Origin of the sequence: Phaeobacter sp. JH20_34 (genome assembly GCF_048056095.1) — a bacterium.
Taxonomy (GTDB): Bacteria; Pseudomonadota; Alphaproteobacteria; order Rhodobacterales; family Rhodobacteraceae; genus Phaeobacter; species Phaeobacter bryozoorum.
Genome location: NZ_JAYMWT010000011.1, coordinates 1 through 19874, shown reverse-complemented (window position 1 = coordinate 19874; position 19874 = coordinate 1). Strand labels below are relative to the sequence as shown.

19 protein-coding genes are annotated in these 19874 nt (G+C 60.9%); 10 read left to right on the top strand and 9 right to left on the bottom strand.

Translation table 11 applies throughout. The features are described from left to right. The first annotated feature begins 77 nt into the window (after window positions 1-77). Entirely contained in the window at window positions 78-401 is a 324-nt protein-coding gene (locus VWZ81_RS09510) for a DUF3775 domain-containing protein (RefSeq protein ID WP_340546876.1), read from the top strand. A gap of 159 nt (window positions 402-560) precedes the next feature. Here VWZ81_RS09510 and VWZ81_RS09505 read toward each other — a convergent pair whose 3' ends face one another. The 7 genes from VWZ81_RS09505 to VWZ81_RS09475 form a co-directional block, all read right to left on the bottom strand. Further along, window positions 561-1703 carry a saccharopine dehydrogenase family protein gene (locus VWZ81_RS09505; protein WP_416542586.1) on the bottom strand — a complete coding sequence of 381 codons (1143 nt, stop codon included), beginning with the start codon at window positions 1701-1703 and terminating at the stop codon, window positions 561-563. A 32-nt stretch (window positions 1704-1735) separates the two neighbouring features. Next, window positions 1736-2788 carry a saccharopine dehydrogenase gene (locus VWZ81_RS09500; RefSeq protein ID WP_416542585.1) on the bottom strand — a complete coding sequence of 351 codons (1053 nt, stop codon included), beginning with the start codon at window positions 2786-2788 and terminating at the stop codon, window positions 1736-1738. Between the two features lie 10 nt (window positions 2789-2798). Next, window positions 2799-3413, bottom strand: coding sequence for a glutathione S-transferase family protein (locus VWZ81_RS09495; RefSeq protein ID WP_416542587.1), 615 nt, complete (start codon window positions 3411-3413; stop codon window positions 2799-2801). A 48-nt stretch (window positions 3414-3461) separates the two neighbouring features. Then, entirely contained in the window at window positions 3462-4112 is a 651-nt protein-coding gene (locus VWZ81_RS09490; protein WP_416542584.1) for a histidine phosphatase family protein, read from the bottom strand. Window positions 4113-4425: 313 nt separating this feature from the next. Next, entirely contained in the window at window positions 4426-4653 is a 228-nt protein-coding gene (locus VWZ81_RS09485) for a WGR domain-containing protein (protein WP_340546872.1), read from the bottom strand. A 101-nt stretch (window positions 4654-4754) separates the two neighbouring features. Further along, a complete protein-coding gene (locus VWZ81_RS09480; RefSeq protein ID WP_340546871.1) occupies window positions 4755-5459 on the bottom strand; it encodes a response regulator transcription factor in 705 nt (234 codons plus the stop codon). Beyond that, on the bottom strand, window positions 5456-7357 hold the full coding sequence (locus VWZ81_RS09475; RefSeq protein WP_340546870.1) for a PAS-domain containing protein: 1902 nt from the start codon (window positions 7355-7357) through the stop codon (window positions 5456-5458). Before VWZ81_RS09475 ends, VWZ81_RS09480 begins: the two co-directional genes overlap by 4 nt. Window positions 7358-7627: 270 nt before the next feature. On the opposite strand from VWZ81_RS09475, the gene VWZ81_RS09470 reads away from it, so the two are divergent. The 3 genes from VWZ81_RS09470 (at window position 7628) to VWZ81_RS09460 (ending at window position 11539) form a co-directional block, all read left to right on the top strand. After that, window positions 7628-9571 (top strand): AMP-binding protein, encoded by a 1944-nt coding sequence (locus VWZ81_RS09470; protein ID WP_340547245.1) that lies wholly within the window; start codon window positions 7628-7630, stop codon window positions 9569-9571. Window positions 9572-9668: 97 nt separating this feature from the next. Beyond that, window positions 9669-10478, top strand: a complete 810-nt coding sequence (locus VWZ81_RS09465; RefSeq protein WP_340547244.1) for an ABC transporter ATP-binding protein — start codon at window positions 9669-9671, stop codon at window positions 10476-10478. A 74-nt stretch (window positions 10479-10552) separates the two neighbouring features. After that, complete coding sequence (locus VWZ81_RS09460) at window positions 10553-11539, top strand: branched-chain amino acid ABC transporter permease (protein WP_416536730.1); 987 nt, start codon at window positions 10553-10555, stop codon at window positions 11537-11539. Between the two features lie 57 nt (window positions 11540-11596). Here the strand turns inward: VWZ81_RS09460 and VWZ81_RS09455 are convergent, their stop codons facing one another. Further along, on the bottom strand, window positions 11597-11941 hold the full coding sequence (locus VWZ81_RS09455; protein ID WP_340546868.1) for an SHOCT domain-containing protein: 345 nt from the start codon (window positions 11939-11941) through the stop codon (window positions 11597-11599). A 102-nt stretch (window positions 11942-12043) separates the two neighbouring features. Between VWZ81_RS09455 and VWZ81_RS09450 the strand changes: the two genes are divergently transcribed. The 6 genes from VWZ81_RS09450 (at window position 12044) to VWZ81_RS09425 (ending at window position 18940) form a co-directional block, all read left to right on the top strand. Then, window positions 12044-12301 carry a hypothetical protein gene (locus VWZ81_RS09450; protein ID WP_416542583.1) on the top strand — a complete coding sequence of 86 codons (258 nt, stop codon included), beginning with the start codon at window positions 12044-12046 and terminating at the stop codon, window positions 12299-12301. A 3-nt stretch (window positions 12302-12304) separates the two neighbouring features. Continuing rightward, window positions 12305-13381, top strand: a complete 1077-nt coding sequence (locus VWZ81_RS09445; protein WP_340546866.1) for a branched-chain amino acid ABC transporter permease — start codon at window positions 12305-12307, stop codon at window positions 13379-13381. 90 nt (window positions 13382-13471) lie between these two features. Beyond that, a complete protein-coding gene (locus VWZ81_RS09440) occupies window positions 13472-14755 on the top strand; it encodes an ABC transporter substrate-binding protein (RefSeq protein WP_340546865.1) in 1284 nt (427 codons plus the stop codon). Between the two features lie 157 nt (window positions 14756-14912). Further along, the gene (locus VWZ81_RS09435) at window positions 14913-15749 is read left to right on the top strand and encodes an ABC transporter ATP-binding protein (RefSeq protein ID WP_416542582.1); all 837 of its coding nucleotides are present in this window, start codon (window positions 14913-14915) and stop codon (window positions 15747-15749) included. A 14-nt stretch (window positions 15750-15763) separates the two neighbouring features. Then, window positions 15764-16981 (top strand): phenylacetate--CoA ligase family protein, encoded by a 1218-nt coding sequence (locus tag VWZ81_RS09430; RefSeq protein WP_340546864.1) that lies wholly within the window; start codon window positions 15764-15766, stop codon window positions 16979-16981. A 198-nt stretch (window positions 16982-17179) separates the two neighbouring features. After that, window positions 17180-18940, top strand: a complete 1761-nt coding sequence (locus VWZ81_RS09425) for an iron ABC transporter permease (RefSeq protein WP_340546863.1) — start codon at window positions 17180-17182, stop codon at window positions 18938-18940. Window positions 18941-18971: 31 nt separating this feature from the next. On the opposite strand, the gene VWZ81_RS09420 is transcribed toward VWZ81_RS09425, so the two are convergent. Next, complete coding sequence (locus VWZ81_RS09420; protein ID WP_416542581.1) at window positions 18972-19838, bottom strand: CobW family GTP-binding protein; 867 nt, start codon at window positions 19836-19838, stop codon at window positions 18972-18974. Window positions 19839-19874: the final 36 nt, after the last annotated feature.

Below are 19874 nucleotides of genomic sequence, written 5' to 3'. Positions count from 1 at the left end.
TTGCCCCAGATCAAGGACAGCCACGCGGCAATGGGGTCTGATCCTCATGAACAGCGCGGACAATGGAGGACGAGCCCATGCTGGAGATCAGTGCCCGAAAGGTGGCGCAAGTGGCCATGATGGCGCGCGAGCTATCGCGCGCCGAGGGGGAGCTCAGGGCGTTTATCGACCGCATGGGCGAGGATGAGCAGGCCGAGCTGGTTGCGATCATGTGGATTGGCCGAGGCAGTTTCGACGCCGACGATCTGGAGGAGGCCATCGCAACCGCTCAGCAGGAGGCGACCACGCCGACTGCGGATTACCTGATCGGGACACCACATCTGGCGGATAATCTGGAATCCGGCTTGGACGCGCTGGGGATTGATGTGCAGAGCGTTGAAGAGGATGTCATCGGGCGCTGAGCGTTCCGCTGAAGGGTTGCGATGGCAGATCGGTATGGCAGGGGGCGCCGAGGTGCGGCGCCCGCATGGCCTGTCGCGCCGGGGCTCTGCCCCGGACCCCGGGATATTTGGGGCCAGAAGATGGCTATCTTCCGCGCAGTCGGCAGCCGGGGCGTGGGTTCAAGACGTGCTGTCGACCACCTCGAGATGCTGGGCCAGCGCACCGATCTTACCCATCCACTGATCCACCAGATCGGCGTCGCTGGGCGCGGCGCTGACGCCGGGAGCGATTTTGCCGTTGATGGCAGCCTCGATGGCGAAGGACACCGGGTAGGAGACCAGCCGCGCCATCGCCGTGCCGCGTTCGTCACCCCAGGCATCCATCACATAGGTCTTGTGCCAGACTTCGGCACCGTCTTTTTCGGCTTTCAGCCCGACGCAAAGCACCACGCGGTCTGGCTCACCGTCGTCATAGGCATTCTCTGCCCAGAATTGATCCGACATTTCCTTGAGCCGGGCATCGCCTTCGGGGCCCGATAGTGTCTCGACCTCCTTGAAGACATCCGCCCAGGCATCGGCCCAGCCGTTGAGGCGCAGGGTGCCGCGAACGAATTCTTTTACCTTCCAGTCCGCGCCGAATTCATACTGCGCCATGAAAGGGAGCGAGTCGCGGTTCGGATAGACTTCGAAGCTTTCGGATGCGGGCAGCGGTGCCTCGTAGGAGGAGATCGCATCCCAGGGGCGGGCGACGTCCAGCGCCTTGAAATCGCGGATCGACTTCGACGGGGAGCGCAGCGCCTTCAGCACGCCGAGCGGCGACCAGCTGAATTTGTAGCGGAACGGGTTCGGTGTCTTGGGGATGCCGCCGCAGTAGGAGATAAAGCTGATCTCATTGTCCGCATCGAAGGCCTTGGAGGCCTTATAGTCGGCAACCAGCGCATGGGCCATCAGGTGGTCGATGCCAGGGTCGAGGCCAACCTCGTTGATCAGGCAGACAGCGGCGTCCTTTGCCCGCTGGTCCAGCGCGCGCATTTCCGGGGCGATGTAAGAGGACGACACGAAATGGGCGCCATGCTCAATCGCCAGCTCAGCCAGCGGCACATGCCAGTCACCGGGCAGCATCGAGACAATCACATCCTTGGGGCTGAGCATCTGGCCCAGATTGGCAAGGCTGAAGGCATGGATATTGGTTGTCAGATCGCCGATTGCCTCGCGCGCCTTATCGGGAGTGCGGTTCCAGACCGCGACGTCATGGCCCGCCTCAAGCAGGCGGCGCAGGCCAGGGATTGCGGACAGGCCGGTGCCGCACCAATGGATTGTCATTGTCAGTCTCCGTTGTTTGGTTCCGGCGATGGTCAGCCCGGAAGATGGTCCTTGAAGGTGGTTTCCGCCCGGCCCCAGACGCCACTGGCAAGATCGGTAAGGGTCAGCAGGGAGGGCAGCAGCTGGGCTGCATAGTCTTCGGAGCTTTCGACCGGCAGCATCGAAGGCAGGTTATCAATCGCCATGACGTCCAGTACGGGATCCTGGGCGACCCGCAGGGCAGGGGCCTCCCATGTGGTGGCGCGGTCATAGACCGGAACCGGGTTGTAGTCGCTATCGGGATCGCAGGCGACATCGCCGATGGCGGTCAGCCGACGATCAGCCGTCAGCGCCTCTTGCGGGACGAAGACAGGCGTGCCGGGGCGTGCGAAGATGCAGTTGAGAAAGAGATCATGGGCCAGAATTTCGGGGAAAGGGCCGCCGCTGGCGGTTTCTGCCATATCCCATTTGGTGACCGAGACACCCATCGCCTCGCAGAGATCGGCGGCCCCGGTGCCGACCCGGCCCAGGGCGCCAATGACGATGGCCGAGGGGCGGTCGGTTTTCAGACCATCCAGCTCTGCGCTCAGCTCGGCAAGCAGCGCGTCCTTGCCCTCGTAGACGCCAACCGGGCCGCAGAGCTCACCGCGCTGCTGCGCGGCCCAGGTTTTCAGCGTGACGGCCGCACCGGCATAGCCGGCCCAATAGCCGAAGGCCGCAACCCGGCGGCCACTTTCATCGACCAGATATTCCAGATCGTAGAGCGTGCCGCCGCCGGCCTGGAACCGTTCAAGAAGCGCTTTGCCGGAGTGCTGCCCCTTGTAGGCATGTCCGAACATGATGTGGCGGTGCGGCAGCGGAGTGCCATCTTCGGGCAGTTCTTTCAGGCCGAAGATGATGGCGTCGCGGGGGGCGTCGGGCCAGCTGTTCTCTGCCGCGATCTCGCAGCCGGCGTCAATGTAGCCCTGCAACGGGATGGCGCGGACCGTGCTTTCCTCGACCGTGACCTTCAGCCCGGCGTCGATGAGCGCTCTGGCACCTTCGGGCGTCAGGCCAACCCGTTCTTCATTCGGGCGCTGTTCGGCCCGTACCCATAGATGTGTCATGTCTTGTCCTTTACAGCATGCCCTTGGCGGTCACCGCGTGCACCGAGTCACGCTGTTCCATAGCCGCCATGAAGGTCTGAATTTTTGGGTAGTTGGCGAGGGTCACGCCGTCGCCCTCCAGCCAGGTGCAGATCACATAGAGATAGCAATCCGCCAGGCTAATGGTGTTGCCCAGCACGTAAGGGCCGCGCAGTCCGAACTGGCTGATATAGTCGCAGGAGGCGGCCATGGTCTGTGGCACCTTGGCCTGCATGTCCTTGAAGCTGGAAGTCTTGCTGGCCCAGCGGCTTCCGCGCAGTTTATGGGCGTGGTTCACATGCATGGTGGAGGCGAGATAGAACATCACCTCACGCATGCGGGCCAGCAGGACCGCCTCGCAGGGGCGCAGAGCGGCATCGGGGGCCATATCGGCCACATATTCCAGCAAGGCGCCGGTTTCCGTCAGGATGCCGCCATCCACCACCAGCGCCGGGACACGGCCCTTGGGGTTGATCTGGGCATAGGCGGTGCCAAGCTGTTCCTTGGCTGCGAAGTCAATACGGATCGGCTCGTAGTCCAGTCCGGACTCTTCCAGAGCGATAGCGACGGCCACCGAAATCGTCCTGGGTGCATAATAGAGCTGCATCATCCTGTCCCTCCCTCAGATAGTGCGGTCCCCGGTCGGATGTCGGGCCTACAGATGGGTCTGTGCGTAATGCCGGTCCGGGGCTTCCAGATGGGGCACCGCGTTGAACAGCACCGGGCTCAGCTGACCGCCGATCGCGTGCAGCCGGTGCATCGAACTGTTCATGATCGCGAGCGCCATGCGCGCCATTCCGGTGGTATCCAGCCCCATCGCCTGCCGCATGGCCATCGCGATCAGCCCGCCGGATGTAACCACCAGGGCCGGCCCGTCGCCTGCAGAGATCTCGGCCAAGGCGGAGCGAGTGCGGGTTTCAAAGTCTCGCCAGCTTTCTGGCGGGTTGGTGATCTCATCCGCAGCCCAGGCGGAGAAAACCTTGGGCATGTGCTCGATGAACCCTTCCCGTTCGGTCGGGATCTTCAGCCCGTGCTGGGCCTGCATCGCCTCGGCCAGATTGAAGTATTCCATTTCGTTCAGTCGCGGATCCTGCATCACGTTTTCAAGCCCCATGGCAGTCGCGGTTTGCAGATGGCGGGTCAGCGTGCCGCAATAGACGCGGGTGTAATGCGCGCGCGTCTCGCTCAGATGCGCGCCAAGCCAGCGTGCCTGCTGATGGCCCAGATCGCTCAACCGGTCATAGCTCGCTTCGTCGCGGGCGCTGGTGTTGGCCTGTCCGTGGCGGATCAGCGTGATATGCGTCATGGCGTGTTCCTTTGCGTCCGGGCAAGTCTTAAGCAAGCTTTTCAACGGTGGAAAGGGCCAGTTGTCGATTTCGGATCCAATCCAGTCGGGCGGCACGGTGACAGGTAAATTTGGTCCGGTTCGGACCAAATGTTTCGCGTGCGAAACAAACGAACAAGAGCTTAACGAAGAACTACACAAAAGACCTTGTTTTACGGCTGTTGCGCAATGGGCGCGCGGGGGATTGGGCCGCCGTAAACCGGCGCGCTGTACGGTGGGTGAAAGGGGATCTTGAGCTGATGGGCGACGGCGGTATGCGATGGCTTATCGCCGATCAGGCGCGGTCATAGCCCCGTTTCAGCATCCGTTTGCGGTGCTGATCCGCCGCGATCGAGGCTTCGCGCAGGTTGCCGTAGATATTGATGGCGCTCTGCCCGCTGCCGCCGGCCACCCCCCATTCCCTAAGAACGGAGACTTCAGCGAAGAGGTTCATCGCAAGTTCGATCCGGTAGAAGCGCGGGACCCGCGCCGGGTGTTGGCGATAGAGCAGACAGGTAGCCATACCCGAATCATATCGCCGTCGATTCGCTGCGTCCAGTCCGAGCTTTGGCCGGAGTATTCCCAGAGCTTTGGCGGCTGGATTTCGAGCCGGCGGCGGCGTGGTCAGAGCCAGCTGACATCGCCGAGGAAGATATAGCCGGCGCCGTAGATCGTCTTGATCAGGCGCGGGTTCTTCGGGTCTTCGCGCAGCTTGGTGCGCAATCGCGAGATGCGCACATCCATGGCCCGATCAAAGCTTTCGCCAGCACCACCGCCGAGGCTTTCTTGCATCTGGGCGCGGGAAATCAGCCGTTTCGGGCTTTCCAGGAACAGCCGCAGCACCTCGCCCTCGGCATGTGAAAACGGGGTCTCTGCGCCGCTGTCATCTTCAAGGATGTAGCGATCGAAATGCGCGGTCCAGCCGGAAAACGAGGCGCTGTTTCCCGTGGTTGCCGCAGTGCGGGGGCCCCCGCGCAGCCGGGCGCGGATGCGCGCCACCACCTCGGCCGGGTCAAAGGGTTTGGTGATGTAATCATCTGCCCCGAGCTCCAGCCCGGTAACACGGTCCTGTACCTGTGCGCGTCCAGAAATGATGATCACGGCCGCCCCCTGTTCCAGCGCGAGGCGATGCACCAGCGCCAGCCCATCGGTATCGGGCAGCGAGAGATCGACAAGGCAGACATCGGGAGTCACCCGATTGAGAGAGGCCTCAAATTCGCGGGCGCGGGCAAAGCTCTGGGTGCGAAATCCGGCTTCCTCCAGCGTGTCGGTCAGGATGCGGCGGATCTCCGGCTCGTCGTCAAGAATGGTGATCAGGGGTCGGCTCATGCGGCGGGTTCCGATTTGATCAGCGCTGAAAGCTGATGAGTGGTAAAGGGTTTCTGCAACACCGGGCAACGTTTCAGCGCCATGCGGAACAGAGGATCGCTGGTCGGCAGGGACGTCATCAGAATGCAGGGCAGGCGAGAGCCCTGCAAGCGGTCGACCAGGTCGATCCCGGTGGCGCTGCCCTGCAGCTTGATATCCGACAGGACCAGAGAGATGCCATCGATATCTGCGGTCAGCGCGCAGGCTTCGTCCACGCTTGTGGCCTCAACCACGGCATAGCCAAGATCAATCAGCATATCGCGGAAGTTGGCGCGCAGCTCCTCGCTGTCCTCCACCAGCAGCGCCAGCCCGCCGGCGGCATCCGGTGCCAGCCGATAGGGAATGCGCAGGGTCACGCTGGCACCGGAAACGGTATTGCCGATCCGCATGTCCCCACCGGTGGATTTGGCCATATCGTAGACCATCGGCAGGCCCAGACCTGATCCTTCGCCGCCCTTGGTGGTGAAGAAAGGGTTCAATGCCTTCTCCAGCGCGGTTTTGGAAAAGCCCGGTCCGGTGTCGGTAACGCTGAGTTCAAGCCAGGTTTGCCCGACGACGTGGGCGCTGACAGTGATCTGACCCTGACTGCCGCAGGCGTCACGTGCGTTCAGAATAAGGTTCAAAAGGGCATCCTGCAGTTTGCCCGGATCCAGCAGCAGCCGCACATCCGGCGTGTGATCCACGATGCTGAGGCCCATGCCCTGCGGCAGCGAAGGCGTCGCCAGCACCTTCAGCTCTTGCAAAAGGCCGTGCAGATCGGTGGCGCGTGGACGCAGGCTGCGGTGTCCGGTCATCTCGGCAATACGGTTGAGGAGGCGCCCGCCACGGCGGGCAGCGGAGAGCGTGGCCTGAACCAGATCGGCCGCCTCCGGGGTCAGATCGGATTTCGCCAGTTTGCCCTGCATCCCGAGGATGATGGTCAGGAGGTTCGAGAAATCATGCGCCAGCCCGCTGGTCATCTGAGCGGCCATTTCGCGGCGGCGGGCCTGTTGCAGGGCGACACGGGTCTGGGTTTCCTCGGTCACATCCATCGACAGGATAAAGACGCCGCCGGTGTCATCGGGGGTGAAGGCCACCCGGATCCGGCGGCTGTCATGGCTTTCAGTGAACTCGAACACCGGGCTTTCGCCCTGGTAGGCCGCCATCAGATGCGGTGCAATCTTGTCATAGGCGGCCGCGCCGAGCGCCTCTGCGATATGCGTGCCGAGGATTTCGGACGGACGGCTGGGAAACACCGAACTGAGGCGCCGGTTGGTATAGGTGTAATAGCCCTCGGCGTCGACATGGGCGATATGGGCGGGCATCATCTCGGTGGTCAGGCGGGTGCGCGCTTCCATTTCCGTGAGCTGACGCTTCGCCTCTTCCAGTGCGGTGATCGTCGCGGCCAGTTTGCGGTTGGTGGCTGACAGCTCTTCGGTATGGGCGATCAGCTGATCGGACATTTCCTCGGACCGGGCCCGCAACAGCTGTTCAATTCGCTTGGTCCGGGTGATGTCGGTGTAGACCGTGACCCAGCCCCCCTGAGGCAGAGGTGCCCCTTCGATAGAGATCACCTGACCGTTGGCGCGTTCGCGTTCCAGATAATGGGGCACGAAATCCAGCGCCTGATCAACGCGCTGCTGCACGAACCCCTCGATATCATCGACCGGTCCATATTCACCGCTGGTGGCAATATGCCGGATCGTCTCGTCAAAGCGTGCACCCGGGGTGATCAGCGCATCGGGCAGGTCGAACATCTCCTGAAAACGCTGATTGCACACCACCAGGCGCAGCTCGCTGTCATAGATCGACATCGCCTGGGCAATCAGGTTGAGCCCGGCGGTGGTCATTGTTGCGCGGTGTTTCTCGGATCGGTTCATGCTGTCTCCCCGCCGCATGGCTAGCATCCCGACGGGCCTGCGCAAAGAGCTTAGCCTGCGACAGGGGGCCCCGGTGGGACGATCTGCGTTCGCTGGGCGAACGGCTGTTACAATTCGTAAGATTTGGGAAAACTTCAGGAAAAAGTTGACGCAATAGCATGAGGCCGTCCCTAATCGGGATCAGAATCGCGGTTAGCGATCAGTCCGGCCGCATGGGTCGGAAAGGGGAGGAGAAAGAACGTGGCTCAGACGCAGTCGGGTGCCGCAGGGATGATGTCCCTGCCGGCGCTGCTTGAACGCAATGCGGCGCAGTTTGGCGATCGCCAAGCCTATCGGGAAAAGGAATTCGGCATCTGGCAATGCTGGACCTGGTCCGAGACCCAGAAGGAGATCGAGGCGCTGGCGCTTGGGTTGATCAATCTGGGCGTCAACGAAGGCGACTTTATCGCCATCATCGGGCGCAACCGTCCGTATCTCTACTGGGCGATGGTTGCGGCACAATCCGTGGGCGCGGTGCCGGTGCCGCTCTATCAGGACGCGGTGGCGGAAGAGATGGCCTATGTACTGGGCCATTGCGGTGCGCGGTTTGTGATTGCGGGTGATCAGGAACAGGTCGATAAGGTCATCGAGGTTCAGGAAGAGCTGAGCAATCTGGAGCAGATCATCTATCTGGATCCGCGTGGTATGCGCAAATATGATCACCATGCGCTGCATCAATATTCCCACGTTCAGGATCAGGGCCGCGCGGCACGCGACGAATGGGCCCCCGATCTGGAAGCCCGCAAGGCCAAGCTGACCTACGACAGCACCTGCGTCATGCTCTACACCTCCGGCACCACGGGCAAGCCGAAGGGTGTCGTCCTGTCCAACCGCAACGTGATCGAAAGCGCCAAGAACTCGGCGGAGTTCGACCGGCTGACGGCGGGAGAGAACATCCTGTCCTATCTGCCGATGGCATGGGTCGGGGATTTCATCTTCTCGATCGGGCAGGCCTATTGGTGCGGCTTCTGCGTGAACTGTCCCGAAAGCGCCGAAACGATGATGACCGACCTTCGCGAGATCGGTCCGACCTATTTCTTTGCGCCGCCACGTGTCTTTGAAGGCCAGCTGACCAGCGTGATGATCCGTATGGAAGACGCGAGCACGCTGAAGCGCAAGATGTTCCACCACTTCCTGGCACATGCAAAAAAGGTGGGCGGCGACATTCTCGACGGGCGTCCGGTAGGCCTGATGGACCGGCTGAAGTACAAGCTGGGCGATCTGCTGGTCTACGGTCCGTTGAAGGATACGCTGGGCTATGGCCGTATTCGCGTCGGCTACACTGCGGGCGAGGCAATCGGGCCGGAAATCTTTGATTTCTACCGCAGTCTGGGCATCAACCTCAAACAGCTCTACGGCCAGACAGAGGCGACGGTGTTCATCACCGTGCAGCCTGATGGCGAGGTGCGCGCAGATACGGTGGGGGTTCCGGCCCCGGATGTGGAGATCAGGATCGCCGAGAATGGCGAGATTTTCTATCGGTCGCCCGGCACCTTTGTTGAATATTATAACAACCCGGAATCCACGGCCTCGACCAAGGATGCCGAGGGTTGGGTGGCCACTGGTGATGCGGGTTTCTTTGAAGAGGGCAGCGGCCATCTGCGCATTATCGACCGTGCCAAGGATGTCGGAAAAATGGCGGATGGCGCGATGTTTGCGCCCAAATACGTCGAGAACAAGCTGAAGTTCTATCCGGATATTCTGGAGGTCGTGCTGTTCGGCAATGGCAGGGACCGCTGTGTTGCCTTCATCAATATCGATCTGACGGCAGTCGGCAACTGGGCAGAACGGAACAATATCGCCTATGCGTCCTATCAGGAGCTGGCGGGGCATCCGAAAGTTCTGCAATCCATCAAAGAGCATGTTGAAAAGGTCAATGAGTCCGTGGCTCAGGACCGGATGCTGTCCGGCTGCCAGGTGCATCGCTTTGTTGTGCTGCACAAGGAACTGGACGCAGATGACGGCGAAATGACCCGGACGCGGAAGGTCCGCCGTGTGGTGGTCGAAGACAAATATGCCGACATCATCGCGGCTCTTTACGATGGCTCGTCACAGATTTCGACACGCACCGAGGTGACTTACGAAGATGGCCGCAAGGGCGCGATCAGTGCCACGCTGGATATCATTGATGCCAAGGTCGTACCGGTGGCCCCACAAGCGGTGGCTGCCCAATGAAACGGATTATGACAGGCGCTGCGTCGATGCGGTCGGCGGCGGCGCGGAGCCACAGCACATCAACCAACAAGGCGAAAGGCGTGGTGTCGTGAAGGATATGGAAGACGGCTATATCACCGAGGACGGGCGCAAGATCGGCGGCGTGGTGATGGAGATGAAGAACATCACCCTTCGCTTTGGCGGCGTGGTGGCGATCAAGGATATCTCGTTTGATATTCGCGAAGGCGAGATCCGGGCCATCATCGGCCCCAACGGTGCGGGCAAATCCTCGATGCTGAACGTGATCTCGGGCTTTTATGTCCCACAGGAAGGCGAAGTTCTGTTTCGCGGCAAACCCCGCCCGCAGATGCGCCCCTACGAGGTGGCCCGTCAGGGCATCGCCCGGACATTCCAGAATATCGCGCTGTTTGACGGGATGAGCGTGCTGGACAACGTGATGACCGGGCGGCTCAACTTTATGAAGACCAATCTGCTTCAGCAGGCGATCTGGCGTGGCAAGGCGGAGGCCGAGGAGACTGAAAACCGGGCGGCGGTTGAGCGGATCATCGACTTTCTTGAGATCCAGCACATCCGCAAAACGCCTGTGGCACGGCTGCCTTATGGTCTGAAAAAGCGGGTTGAGCTGGCGCGGGCGCTGGCGGCGGAGCCAAAGCTGCTGCTGCTGGATGAACCGATGGCGGGGATGAACGTCGAGGAAAAAGAGGACATGTCCCGCTTTATCCTGGATGTGAACGACGAGTTTGGCACCACCATCGCGCTGATCGAACACGACATGGGCGTGGTTATGGATCTGTCCGACCGGGTTGTCGTGATGGATTACGGTAAGAAGATCGGCGACGGCACGCCCGAGGAAGTGCGCAACAATCAGGATGTGATCGACGCCTATCTGGGGGTCAGCCATGACTGATGAGCGATTGGGTGGAAAAATTTTCGAAAATTTTTGGCAAGTTTCTTTGAGGAAACTTGCAGGAGGAGAGCGGGATGCCTGAACAACTCGTCTTTGCGATGGAGGTCACGCTGAATGGCCTGATGGCTGGAGTGCTCTATGCGCTGGTCGCGCTGGGGTTTGTCCTGATCTACAAGGCCTCGGGGATCTTCAACTACGCCCAGGGCGTGATGGCATTGTTTGCCGCGATGACTCTGGTTGGGATCATGAACGGGCAGGTTCCGTTCTCCCATGTGATCAACGCGATCTTTGGCGGGCATGTCACCCATTTTGGCTGGACCGTGCCGTCCTTTGTGGCGATCGTCATGACGGTTGGGGTGATGGTTCTCCTGGCCTGGATGGTCCAGCAATTCGTGATGCGCCATCTGGTTGGCCAGGAACCGATCATCCTCTTTATGGCCACCATTGGACTTGCCTATTTCCTCGAAGGGGTGGCGGATCTGATGTGGGGCTCGGAGATCAAGACGCTGGACGTCGGTCTGCCGCAGGGCATCAACCTGTGGATCGACGAGACCACCTATCAGATCTTTGATTATGGTTTCTTCATCGACAATCTCGACATCGTTGCGACCATCATCGCGGCACTGCTGGTGGCGGGGCTGGTGGCCTTTGCGCAATATACCAAACAGGGGCGCGCCATGCGGGCGGTGGCCGACGACCATCAGGCGGCGCTGTCGGTTGGCATTTCGCTGAACTTTATCTGGGTACTGGTCTGGTCTGTCGCGGGGTTTGTCGCGCTGGTCGCCGGGATCATGTGGGGCACGAAGTCCGGCGTGCAGTTCTCGCTGTCGCTCATCGCTCTGAAGGCCCTGCCGGTATTGATGCTGGGCGGTTTCACCTCGATCCCCGGCGCAATTGTTGGCGGGCTGATCATTGGCGTAGGCGAAAAACTGTTCGAATTCATGGTCGGCCCGATGGTCGGGGGCGCGACGGAAAACTGGTTTGCCTATGTTCTGGCGCTGCTGTTCCTGGTGTTCCGCCCGCAAGGTCTGTTCGGGGAGAAGATCATTGAACGGGTCTGATGCGCCTTGGCATGGCGTGCGGCCCCGATCTTTCGGGACCGCGTCGCGGTGGCTCCGTCAGCCTTCCAGACGTCGGAAGGCCGCGATGACGATGGCTGCAAACACGGTGACAACCAGCGTGAAGGCTATCGTCAGATCGCCGATCAGCTGTCCGACAAGCACCGTCATGGCCGCCGCCGCGCAGAGCGCAAGCAGCAGCATGCCCCAGGCACCCGGCGCAACATCGCCTGAAGGTCGCGCTGCGGTCCGGGCCACTGGTTGGCGGCTGGCCTGCGGCAGCACCGTTGCCTCCTCGACCGTGTTCAACAGCCGGGTCTTGGCCTTTGTGAACTCCTCGGGAGATATCTCTCCCCTGTCCCGCGCAGCCTCTAGCTGCCGGATTTCCTGCAAGATTGCACTCATCGTTCCCACTCACTTTTCCCACGATGAAGGTGGCAGAAAGATTTGGACGAAATGTGGCGAAAGCCAGAAATCCGAAGAAATGGTTAACGCCGGAGGCGGCCGATGACGAAGCTGATCGCCATCATCAATGTCATTGCCTGGGCCGGGTTCTGGGCCTTTGGATATCTGGCGCTGACCGCCGAAGGGTTTTCCGAAGCACAGATGGTCACAGCATCGCTGTTGGCGGCGGCGGGGCTGATTACCGGGGTTCTTGCCTATCTGCGACTGGCCCGTGCTGCCGAGTTAAGCGGTTACGCCAGCAAGACAAATCAACTCGACGCGAGTCTTAGAAACCGCGCGCAGCAAGAAGGGAGCATCTGAGTCATGTTCTATCGTGAAGCCGGAGATTTCAAAACCTCCTACCAAGATGACAGCCAGACCTTCCCGATCAAATTCGACCGGATCCGTTATTATGTGGTGCTGGCACTGGCGTTTCTGGTGGTTCCTTTTGTGATAAATGACTATTGGGCCAACGCCATTCTGCTGCCGTTTCTGATCTATTCGATCGCGGCGATCGGCCTCAATATCCTGGTGGGATATTGTGGTCAGGTGTCGCTGGGCACCGGTGGTTTCATGGCGGTGGGGGCCTATGCCTGCTACAAGCTGATGACCGCCTTTCCAGAGGTGAGCATGTTCATTCATGTGTTGCTGGCGGGCGGGATCACTTCGCTGGTCTGCATCGCCTTTGGCCTGCCGTCGCTGCGCATCAAGGGGTTCTATCTGGCGGTGGCGACACTGGCGGCGCAGTTCTTTCTGGTGTGGCTCTTCAACCGGGTGCCTTGGTTCTACAACTACTCGGCCTCCGGCCAGATCAGCGCGCCTGAGCGGGATGTGTTCGGCATCCTCATCACCGGCCCCAATGCTCCGGCCTGGGCCACCTATATGTTCAGCCTGATTTTCCTGGCGTTTTGCGCACTGGTGGCCCGCAACCTGACCCGTGGCACGATTGGGCGCAGCTGGATGGCGATCCGTGACATGGACATCGCCGCCGAGATCATCGGAGTGAACCCGCTGAAGGCCAAGCTGTCGGCCTTTGGTGTGTCGGGCTTCTTTATCGGTGTCTCCGGCGCGCTGTTCTTTTCCGTCTATCTTGGTGCGGTTGAAGTCGGCGAGGCCTTTGGCATCAACAAGTCGTTCCTGGTGTTGTTCATGGTGATCATCGGCGGTCTGGGGTCGATTTTCGGCTCCTTTGCCGGGGCGGCGTTCCTGGTGCTGCTGCCGGTGGTTCTGAAGGTTGTCGGCGTTGATGTGCTGGGCTGGCCCACCGATATCGTCGCCCATATTCAGCTGGTGATTGTTGGTGCGTTGATCGTGATCTTCCTGATCGCCGAACCGCATGGCATCGCCCAGCTGTGGCGCGTTGCCAAAGAAAAACTGAGACTCTGGCCGTTCCCGCACTAAGCGGGGTCAGCCAGGCAAGACCGCGGGGAAACAACAAGATCAAACCCCGTTTCGACCCACATCGGACAATTCAAGGGAGGATGAGACCCGATGAAAATGAAACTGACGACTCTGGCGCTGGGCGCCATGATGGCCGCTGGCCCTGCGATGGCAGACCTGGTGTTCCCGTCGCTGAGCTATCGCACCGGCCCCTATGCCGCCGGTGGCATCCCCTTTGCCGACGGCTATGCGGATTACTTTACCCTGGTCAACGAGCGTGACGGCGGCATCAATGGTGTGAAGGCCAAGGTCATCGAATGCGAGACCGGCTATAACACGGAAAAAGGTGTGGAATGCTATGAGGCGACCAAAGGCGAAGGCGCGCTGGTCTATCAGCCGCTGTCCACCGGCATCACCTATCAGCTGATCCCGAAAGTTACGGCGGACGGCATCCCGCTGCACACCATGGGCTATGGCCGGACATCGGCAGCCAATGGCGAAGTGTTCAGCAATGTCTTCAACTATCCTGCCAACTACTGGGATGGTGCGTCAGGGATCATCAACTATCTGCTTGAGGAAAACGGCGGTGATCTGAACGGCAAGAAAATCTCGCTGCTGTTCCATAACTCCGCCTACGGCAAAGAGCCGATCCGCACGCTGGAAGAGCTGTCCAAGAAGCACGGCTTCACCCTGTCGACCCTGCCGGTGGATCACCCCGGTCAGGAACAGAAGTCCCAGTGGCTGCAAATTCGCCGTGATCGCCCGGATTTCGTGATCATGTGGGGCTGGGGTGTCATGAACCAGGTTGCCATTCAGGAGGCCGCCAACATTCGCTATCCGATGGAGAATTTCATCGGTGTCTGGTGGTCCGGCGCCGAGCATGACGTGATGGCTGCGGGCGATAAGGCCAATGGATACAAGGCCGTGACTTTCCACGGTGTTGGTCGTGACTTCCCGGTGTTCGATGACATCCAGACGCATGTCGTTGACAAGGGGCTTGCGGCTGGTGCCGGCGATCAGATCGGTAACGTGCTCTATAACCGCGGCATGTATGCGGCGATGTTGGCCGTTGAAGCGGCCAAGACCGCACAGGAGATCCATGGCACCAATGACATCACTCCGGCGATGATGCGTGATGGCATGGAAGCTCTGGAGATGCCCGAGGCGCGGATGTCGGCGCTGGGTATGCCGTATTTCGGCCCGTCCTTTAACGTCTCCTGCGAGAACCACGGTGGCCCCGGCCTGGTTGGTATGACCCAGTGGGATGCCTCGAGCAAAACCTGGAACCTGATCAGTGACTTTGCTCCGAGCGATCGCGACGTGATCCAGCCTCTCATCGAGGAAGATTCCATGGCTTATGCCAAGGAAAACAACATTGAGGTGGGCTGCAAGTAACGCAGTTTGGTCTGCCCCCGGTTTTCGGTCGGGGGCGGACCTGGCGAACCGCGTCGCTGCTGGCGCGCATATCATCCGGTGCGGCGCGCAAGGGCCGCACCCACAGACAGACCCGGAACAGGGCGACCGGGTCAGGACCGCGTGAGGACAACAACAGATGCTGGATACAGCCAAAACCACCGATGTTCAGGCAGAGACCCTGCTTGAGGTCAACAACATCGAAGTGATCTACAACCACGTGATCCTCGTTTTGAAGGGCGTCAGCCTGAAGGTGCCCAAGGGCGGGATCACCGCGCTATTGGGTGGCAATGGCGCGGGCAAGACGACAACACTCAAGGCAGTGTCAAACCTGCTGCATTCGGAGCGGGGCGAGGTCACCAAAGGGTCGATCAGCTACCGCGGCGAGCGGATTCAGGACCGCGATCCTGCCGAACTGGTCAAGAAAGGCGTCATTCAGGTGATGGAGGGCCGTCACTGTTTTGAGCATCTGACCGTTGAGGAAAACCTGCTGACCGGCGCCTATACGCGCAGCGATGGCAATGCGAACATCCAGCGCGATCTTGAGATGGTCTACAGATATTTCCCGCGCCTGAAGGAACGCCGCCGCAGTCAGGCCGGCTATACCTCCGGCGGGGAGCAGCAGATGGTGGCCATGGGGCGCGCCCTGATGAGCCGCCCTGAGACGATCCTGCTGGACGAGCCGTCCATGGGGCTGGCACCTCAGCTGGTGGAGCAGATCTTTGAAATCGTGAAGTCGATCAATGAAAACGAAGGGGTGACCTTCCTTCTGGCTGAGCAGAACACCAATGTGGCGCTGCGGTATTCGCACTATGGTTACATCCTGGAGTCTGGCCGTGTGGTCATGGATGGCCCGGCGGCTGAGCTGCGCGAGAACCCGGATGTGAAGGAATTCTACCTCGGGATGTCCGACGAAGGACGCAAGAGTTTCCGGGATGTGCGGTCATACCGCCGCCGGAAGCGGTGGTTGAGCTGAGGTGGGGTGCTGACATGACATATTTTGACAGCCTTGAGACCCGCAGTGCAGACGCCCGTGCCGCTGATTTGGCGGAACAGCTGCCGCAACAGATTGCCCGTGCTATGGCCGCGCCGGGTTATGGTGAAAGCCTGCGTTCTGTAAATGCGGCGACAATCACCAGCCCGGAGGATCTGGCGGCCCTGCCTGTGCTGCGCAAATCGGATCTGAGCAAGGCGCAGGCCGCGCATCCGCCCTTTGGCGGGTTCACCGTGAAACCGGCCAGCGGATTTGCCCATATCTTCCAGTCGCCTGGTCCGATTTACGAACCGGGTGGTGTGGATCATGACTGGTGGCGCATGGGACGGTTCCTGCATGCGGCCGGGATCGGTGTTGGCGATGTGGTGCAGAACTGTTTCGGCTATCATCTGACACCTGCCGGGATGATCTTTGAGAACGGCGCGCGTGCGGTGGGTGCAGCTGTATTGCCTGCGGGCACCGGTCAGACGGAATTGCAGGTCACTGCGGCGCGTGACGTCGGGGCGACGGCCTATGCCGGGACGCCGGACTATCTGAAGGTGATCCTCGATAAGGCCGATGCCATGGGCGTCAAGCTGGGCTTTACCAAAGCGGCAGTGGGCGGTGGTGCGCTGTTCCCCTCCCTGCGTCAGGAATATGCCGATCGCGGGATTTCCTGTCTGCAGTCATATGCGACGGCGGATCTGGGCAATATCGCCTATGAAAGCGCGGCGATGGAGGGGATGATCGTCGATGAGCAGGTTATCGTCGAAATCGTCACCCCCGGCACCGGCACCCCGGTGGCCGCCGGAGACGTCGGCGAGGTTGTCGTCACCACGCTCAATCCCGACTATCCGCTCATTCGGTTTGCGACTGGCGATCTGAGTGCGGTTCTGCCGGGCGAATCTCCCTGTGGACGCACCAATATGCGGATCAAGGGCTGGATGGGCCGTGCGGACCAGACCACGAAGATTAAGGGCATGTTTGTACGCCCGGAACAGGTCGCCGCGCTGGTCGACAAACATGCCGAGATCGTAAAGGCACGCGTTATCGCCAGCCGAGATGGCGAGATGGATGCGATGACCGTTCAGATCGAGGCACAGGATGGGGACGAAACCGCCTTCTCGCGCTCGGTCGTGGAGGTGCTGAAGCTGAAAGGGCGCGTGGAAGTGGTCGCGCCCGGCGCCCTGCCCAAGGACGGTTTGGTGATCGAGGACCAGCGCAGCTACGACTGATCCCCTTTCCTGTGGGGACACCACCCGATCAGGGTATCTGCTGGCGCAACCGGGCTCCTCCCACCGGTTGCGCCAGTTTTTTGTGACATCAACAGCGATAGAGAGAGGCGCGGCGAATGGCTGCGCTTTGGCTTTGTCGCTGGTATTTCCGACGAAAATGATCGAAATAGAGGGCTGCACTGAGGTAGTCCCGTATCTATGCCAAAGATCACACCCATCTCCCCCACCTCCACAGAGGCCAAGCGCTCCGCCAGGGCGCCGATTTTCGATGGCGCAGCAACGGCCGGCGCCGTCCCGTCCGCGGATGCGCCTAACCGGACACGTGGGCGGCGGAAGAAACCGGGGGGGGCGCTGTTTGCGACGGTGGGCTGGGTTGTGGCCCTGTCCTGTCTGTTGCCAATGCTGGCGGTTGCGCTGGCCGCTCTGACCGGTGGCACCGATACGATCCGGCATCTTATGGAAACCGTCTTGCCGGGTTATGCCGGTACCACATTGGTTCTGGTCTTTCTGGTGGCGCTGGGAACCGGGCTGGTTGGGGTAGGAGCGGCCTGGCTGGTCACTATGACCCGGTTTCCGGGCGTGCGCGTGATGGAGGTGGTTCTGATCCTGCCATTGGCCTTCCCGGCCTATGTGCTGGCCTATGCCTATACCTTTGTTCTGGATCATCCCGGCATCGTGCAGACCACCTTGCGGCAGATGACAGGCTGGGGACCACGCGACTATTGGTTCCCGGAGATCCGCTCTGTGGGAGGGGCGGCGGTGATGCTGGTGCTGGTGCTTTACCCCTATGTCTACCTGCTGGCTCGGGCGGCTTTTCTGCAACAAAGCGCGGGTGCGTTTCTGGCGGCGCGCGCACTTGGCAATACCTCGCTACAGGCCTTCTGGCGGGTCAGCCTGCCCATGGCGCGCCCCGCGATTGCGTCCGGTGTTCTGCTGGCGGTGATGGAAACCATCGCTGATTTCGGCACGGTGAGCTATTTTGGCGTGCAGACCTTTGCGACAGGGATTTATACCAGCTGGTTTTCGCTGGCCGACCGGGCGGGTGCGGCGCAGCTGGCGCTCTGTCTTCTGGGATTTGCGCTGACGCTGGCAGTAGCGGAGCGCGCAACGCGAGGTCGTGCGCGCTATCATCATGCGGGCAAGCATCAGGCCAAGATGCCGCCAGTGGAGCTGCATGGGGCGAAGGCGGCCCTGGCCTTTGGGCTGTGCGTCCTGCCTGTCCTTCTCGGGTTCCTGCTGCCAGTGGTGATCCTGGCGCAGATGGGGCTTGAGTCGGAGCAGAACCTGCTGAGCAAACGGTATCTGGGCTTCCTGCAGAATTCAGTGACGCTGGCGACGACGGCGGCTGTCCTTACCGTGATGGCGGCGGTCTGCCTCGGCTTCTACCAACGGCTGCGTCCGGGTCGGCCGTCTGCTCTTGCCGGTTACGTCTCAAGGCTCGGCTATGCGGTGCCGGGCGGGGTGATCGCGGTTGGGCTGATGGTGCCGTTTGCAGCCTTTGATAACGCTTTGGATGCCTGGATGCGGGCGAATTTCGAGATCAGGACCGGACTGCTGATTACCGGCTCGATCTGGCTGCTGGTGGCGGCCTATATGGTGCGCTTTCTGGCGGCGGCATTGGGTGCCTATGAGGGAGGGCAGGCCACCGTTCATGCCAATATGGATGCGGCTGCCCGCTCGCTGGGGCAAAGCCCGCTGGGTATGTTGCGCCGGGTTCACCTGCCTATCCTGACGCCCAGCCTGATGACGGCTTTGCTGATTGTCTTTGTCGATGTGATGAAAGAGCTGCCAGCGACGTTGATTATGCGTCCTTTCAACTATGACACACTGGCAGTGCAGGCCTACCGGCTGGCCTCGGATGAGCGGCTGGAAGGCGCGGCAGTGCCATCGCTGGTCATCATGCTGGTCGGGTTGTTGCCGGTGATCCTGATTTGCAGGCAAGTGGGCCGACGCAGCTAGGCTATCAATGCTGGCGGCGTGGCGCAGGCCTTTAGCTCTGCCACCAAGCCTCGATTTCCTCACGGGAAATCCGGGCCGCCGGGCCAAGGGCAACCAGAACGGTTTCCTCGGCATCGCAGCGCTTGGCCGAGACCTGCCGACCAACCACATGCAGCTCATAGCCGCCGCCATTGGTGAGGATAAATCCCTTCATCCGATAGATCCCGCTTGGCCGGTTTGCCAGCTTGTCACCCAGGCGGCACCGATCCATCGGCTCGGCGCTGCGGTGGTGCCAGGTCGCATAGGCGTGGTGGGCGGATTTTGCAGTTGCCCTGCCAATCGGCAGCGGGACCACGTCAAACAGCAGGTCGGCAATCGGGGCGTCTTCGAGAATCGTCGGCGTGCGGGCCCCCAGCTCGTCCAGCCGGGTCATAACAGCGTCAGAAGGGGCGTCGCATTTGCTGATCAGCACCAGGTCCGCGGCACGGATCTGCTGACTGGTCTGCTCGCGCAGCAGATCGTCGTTCAGCAGATCGCAGAGGTTTTCGCCATCGGCGACGGTGATGATGCCGCCATAGGACAGCTGGCTCTCGTTCACCACGGTGTTGGCAATGGCGACCGGATCGGAGAGGCCGCTGGCCTCGATCACGATATGATCCGGGCGGCTGCCCTCGGCCAGAATACGATGCAGCGCGGCGGTCAGATCTTCGCCCAGGGTGCAGCAGACACAGCCGTTGCTCAATGCGATGGTCTGTGAGGTTCCGTCCTGCAACAGGCTTTCATCAATGTTGATGCGCCCAAAATCATTGACCAGAACGGTCAGACGCAACCCATGATCATCGCTCAGCAGACGGTTGATCAACGTGGTTTTTCCAGCGCCGAGATAGCCGCTGATGATGGTGACCGGAATACGTGTCATTGGTATTCACCCGATGGAGTATTGTGGTCACGCATG

Bases quoted from the DNA above. Each gene is read 5' to 3' on its own strand.
- VWZ81_RS09510 (WP_340546876.1), top strand. From the start codon at position 78: ATGCTGGAGATCAGTGCCCGAAAGGTGGCGCAAGTGGCCATGATGGCG.
- VWZ81_RS09505 (WP_416542586.1), bottom strand. From the start codon at position 1,703: ATGACAATCCATTGGTGCGGCACCGGCCTGTCCGCAATCCCTGGCCTG.
- VWZ81_RS09500 (WP_416542585.1), bottom strand. From the start codon at position 2,788: ATGACACATCTATGGGTACGGGCCGAACAGCGCCCGAATGAAGAACGG.
- VWZ81_RS09495 (WP_416542587.1), bottom strand. From the start codon at position 3,413: ATGCAGCTCTATTATGCACCCAGGACGATTTCGGTGGCCGTCGCTATC.
- VWZ81_RS09490 (WP_416542584.1), bottom strand. From the start codon at position 4,112: ATGACGCATATCACGCTGATCCGCCACGGACAGGCCAACACCAGCGCC.
- VWZ81_RS09485 (WP_340546872.1), bottom strand. From the start codon at position 4,653: ATGGCTACCTGTCTGCTCTATCGCCAACACCCGGCGCGGGTCCCGCGC.
- VWZ81_RS09480 (WP_340546871.1), bottom strand. From the start codon at position 5,459: ATGAGCCGACCCCTGATCACCATTCTTGACGACGAGCCGGAGATCCGC.
- VWZ81_RS09475 (WP_340546870.1), bottom strand. From the start codon at position 7,357: ATGAACCGATCCGAGAAACACCGCGCAACAATGACCACCGCCGGGCTC.
- VWZ81_RS09470 (WP_340547245.1), top strand. From the start codon at position 7,628: ATGATGTCCCTGCCGGCGCTGCTTGAACGCAATGCGGCGCAGTTTGGC.
- VWZ81_RS09465 (WP_340547244.1), top strand. From the start codon at position 9,669: ATGGAAGACGGCTATATCACCGAGGACGGGCGCAAGATCGGCGGCGTG.
- VWZ81_RS09460 (WP_416536730.1), top strand. From the start codon at position 10,553: ATGCCTGAACAACTCGTCTTTGCGATGGAGGTCACGCTGAATGGCCTG.
- VWZ81_RS09455 (WP_340546868.1), bottom strand. From the start codon at position 11,941: ATGAGTGCAATCTTGCAGGAAATCCGGCAGCTAGAGGCTGCGCGGGAC.
- VWZ81_RS09450 (WP_416542583.1), top strand. From the start codon at position 12,044: ATGACGAAGCTGATCGCCATCATCAATGTCATTGCCTGGGCCGGGTTC.
- VWZ81_RS09445 (WP_340546866.1), top strand. From the start codon at position 12,305: ATGTTCTATCGTGAAGCCGGAGATTTCAAAACCTCCTACCAAGATGAC.
- VWZ81_RS09440 (WP_340546865.1), top strand. From the start codon at position 13,472: ATGAAAATGAAACTGACGACTCTGGCGCTGGGCGCCATGATGGCCGCT.
- VWZ81_RS09435 (WP_416542582.1), top strand. From the start codon at position 14,913: ATGCTGGATACAGCCAAAACCACCGATGTTCAGGCAGAGACCCTGCTT.
- VWZ81_RS09430 (WP_340546864.1), top strand. From the start codon at position 15,764: ATGACATATTTTGACAGCCTTGAGACCCGCAGTGCAGACGCCCGTGCC.
- VWZ81_RS09425 (WP_340546863.1), top strand. From the start codon at position 17,180: ATGCCAAAGATCACACCCATCTCCCCCACCTCCACAGAGGCCAAGCGC.
- VWZ81_RS09420 (WP_416542581.1), bottom strand. From the start codon at position 19,838: ATGACACGTATTCCGGTCACCATCATCAGCGGCTATCTCGGCGCTGGA.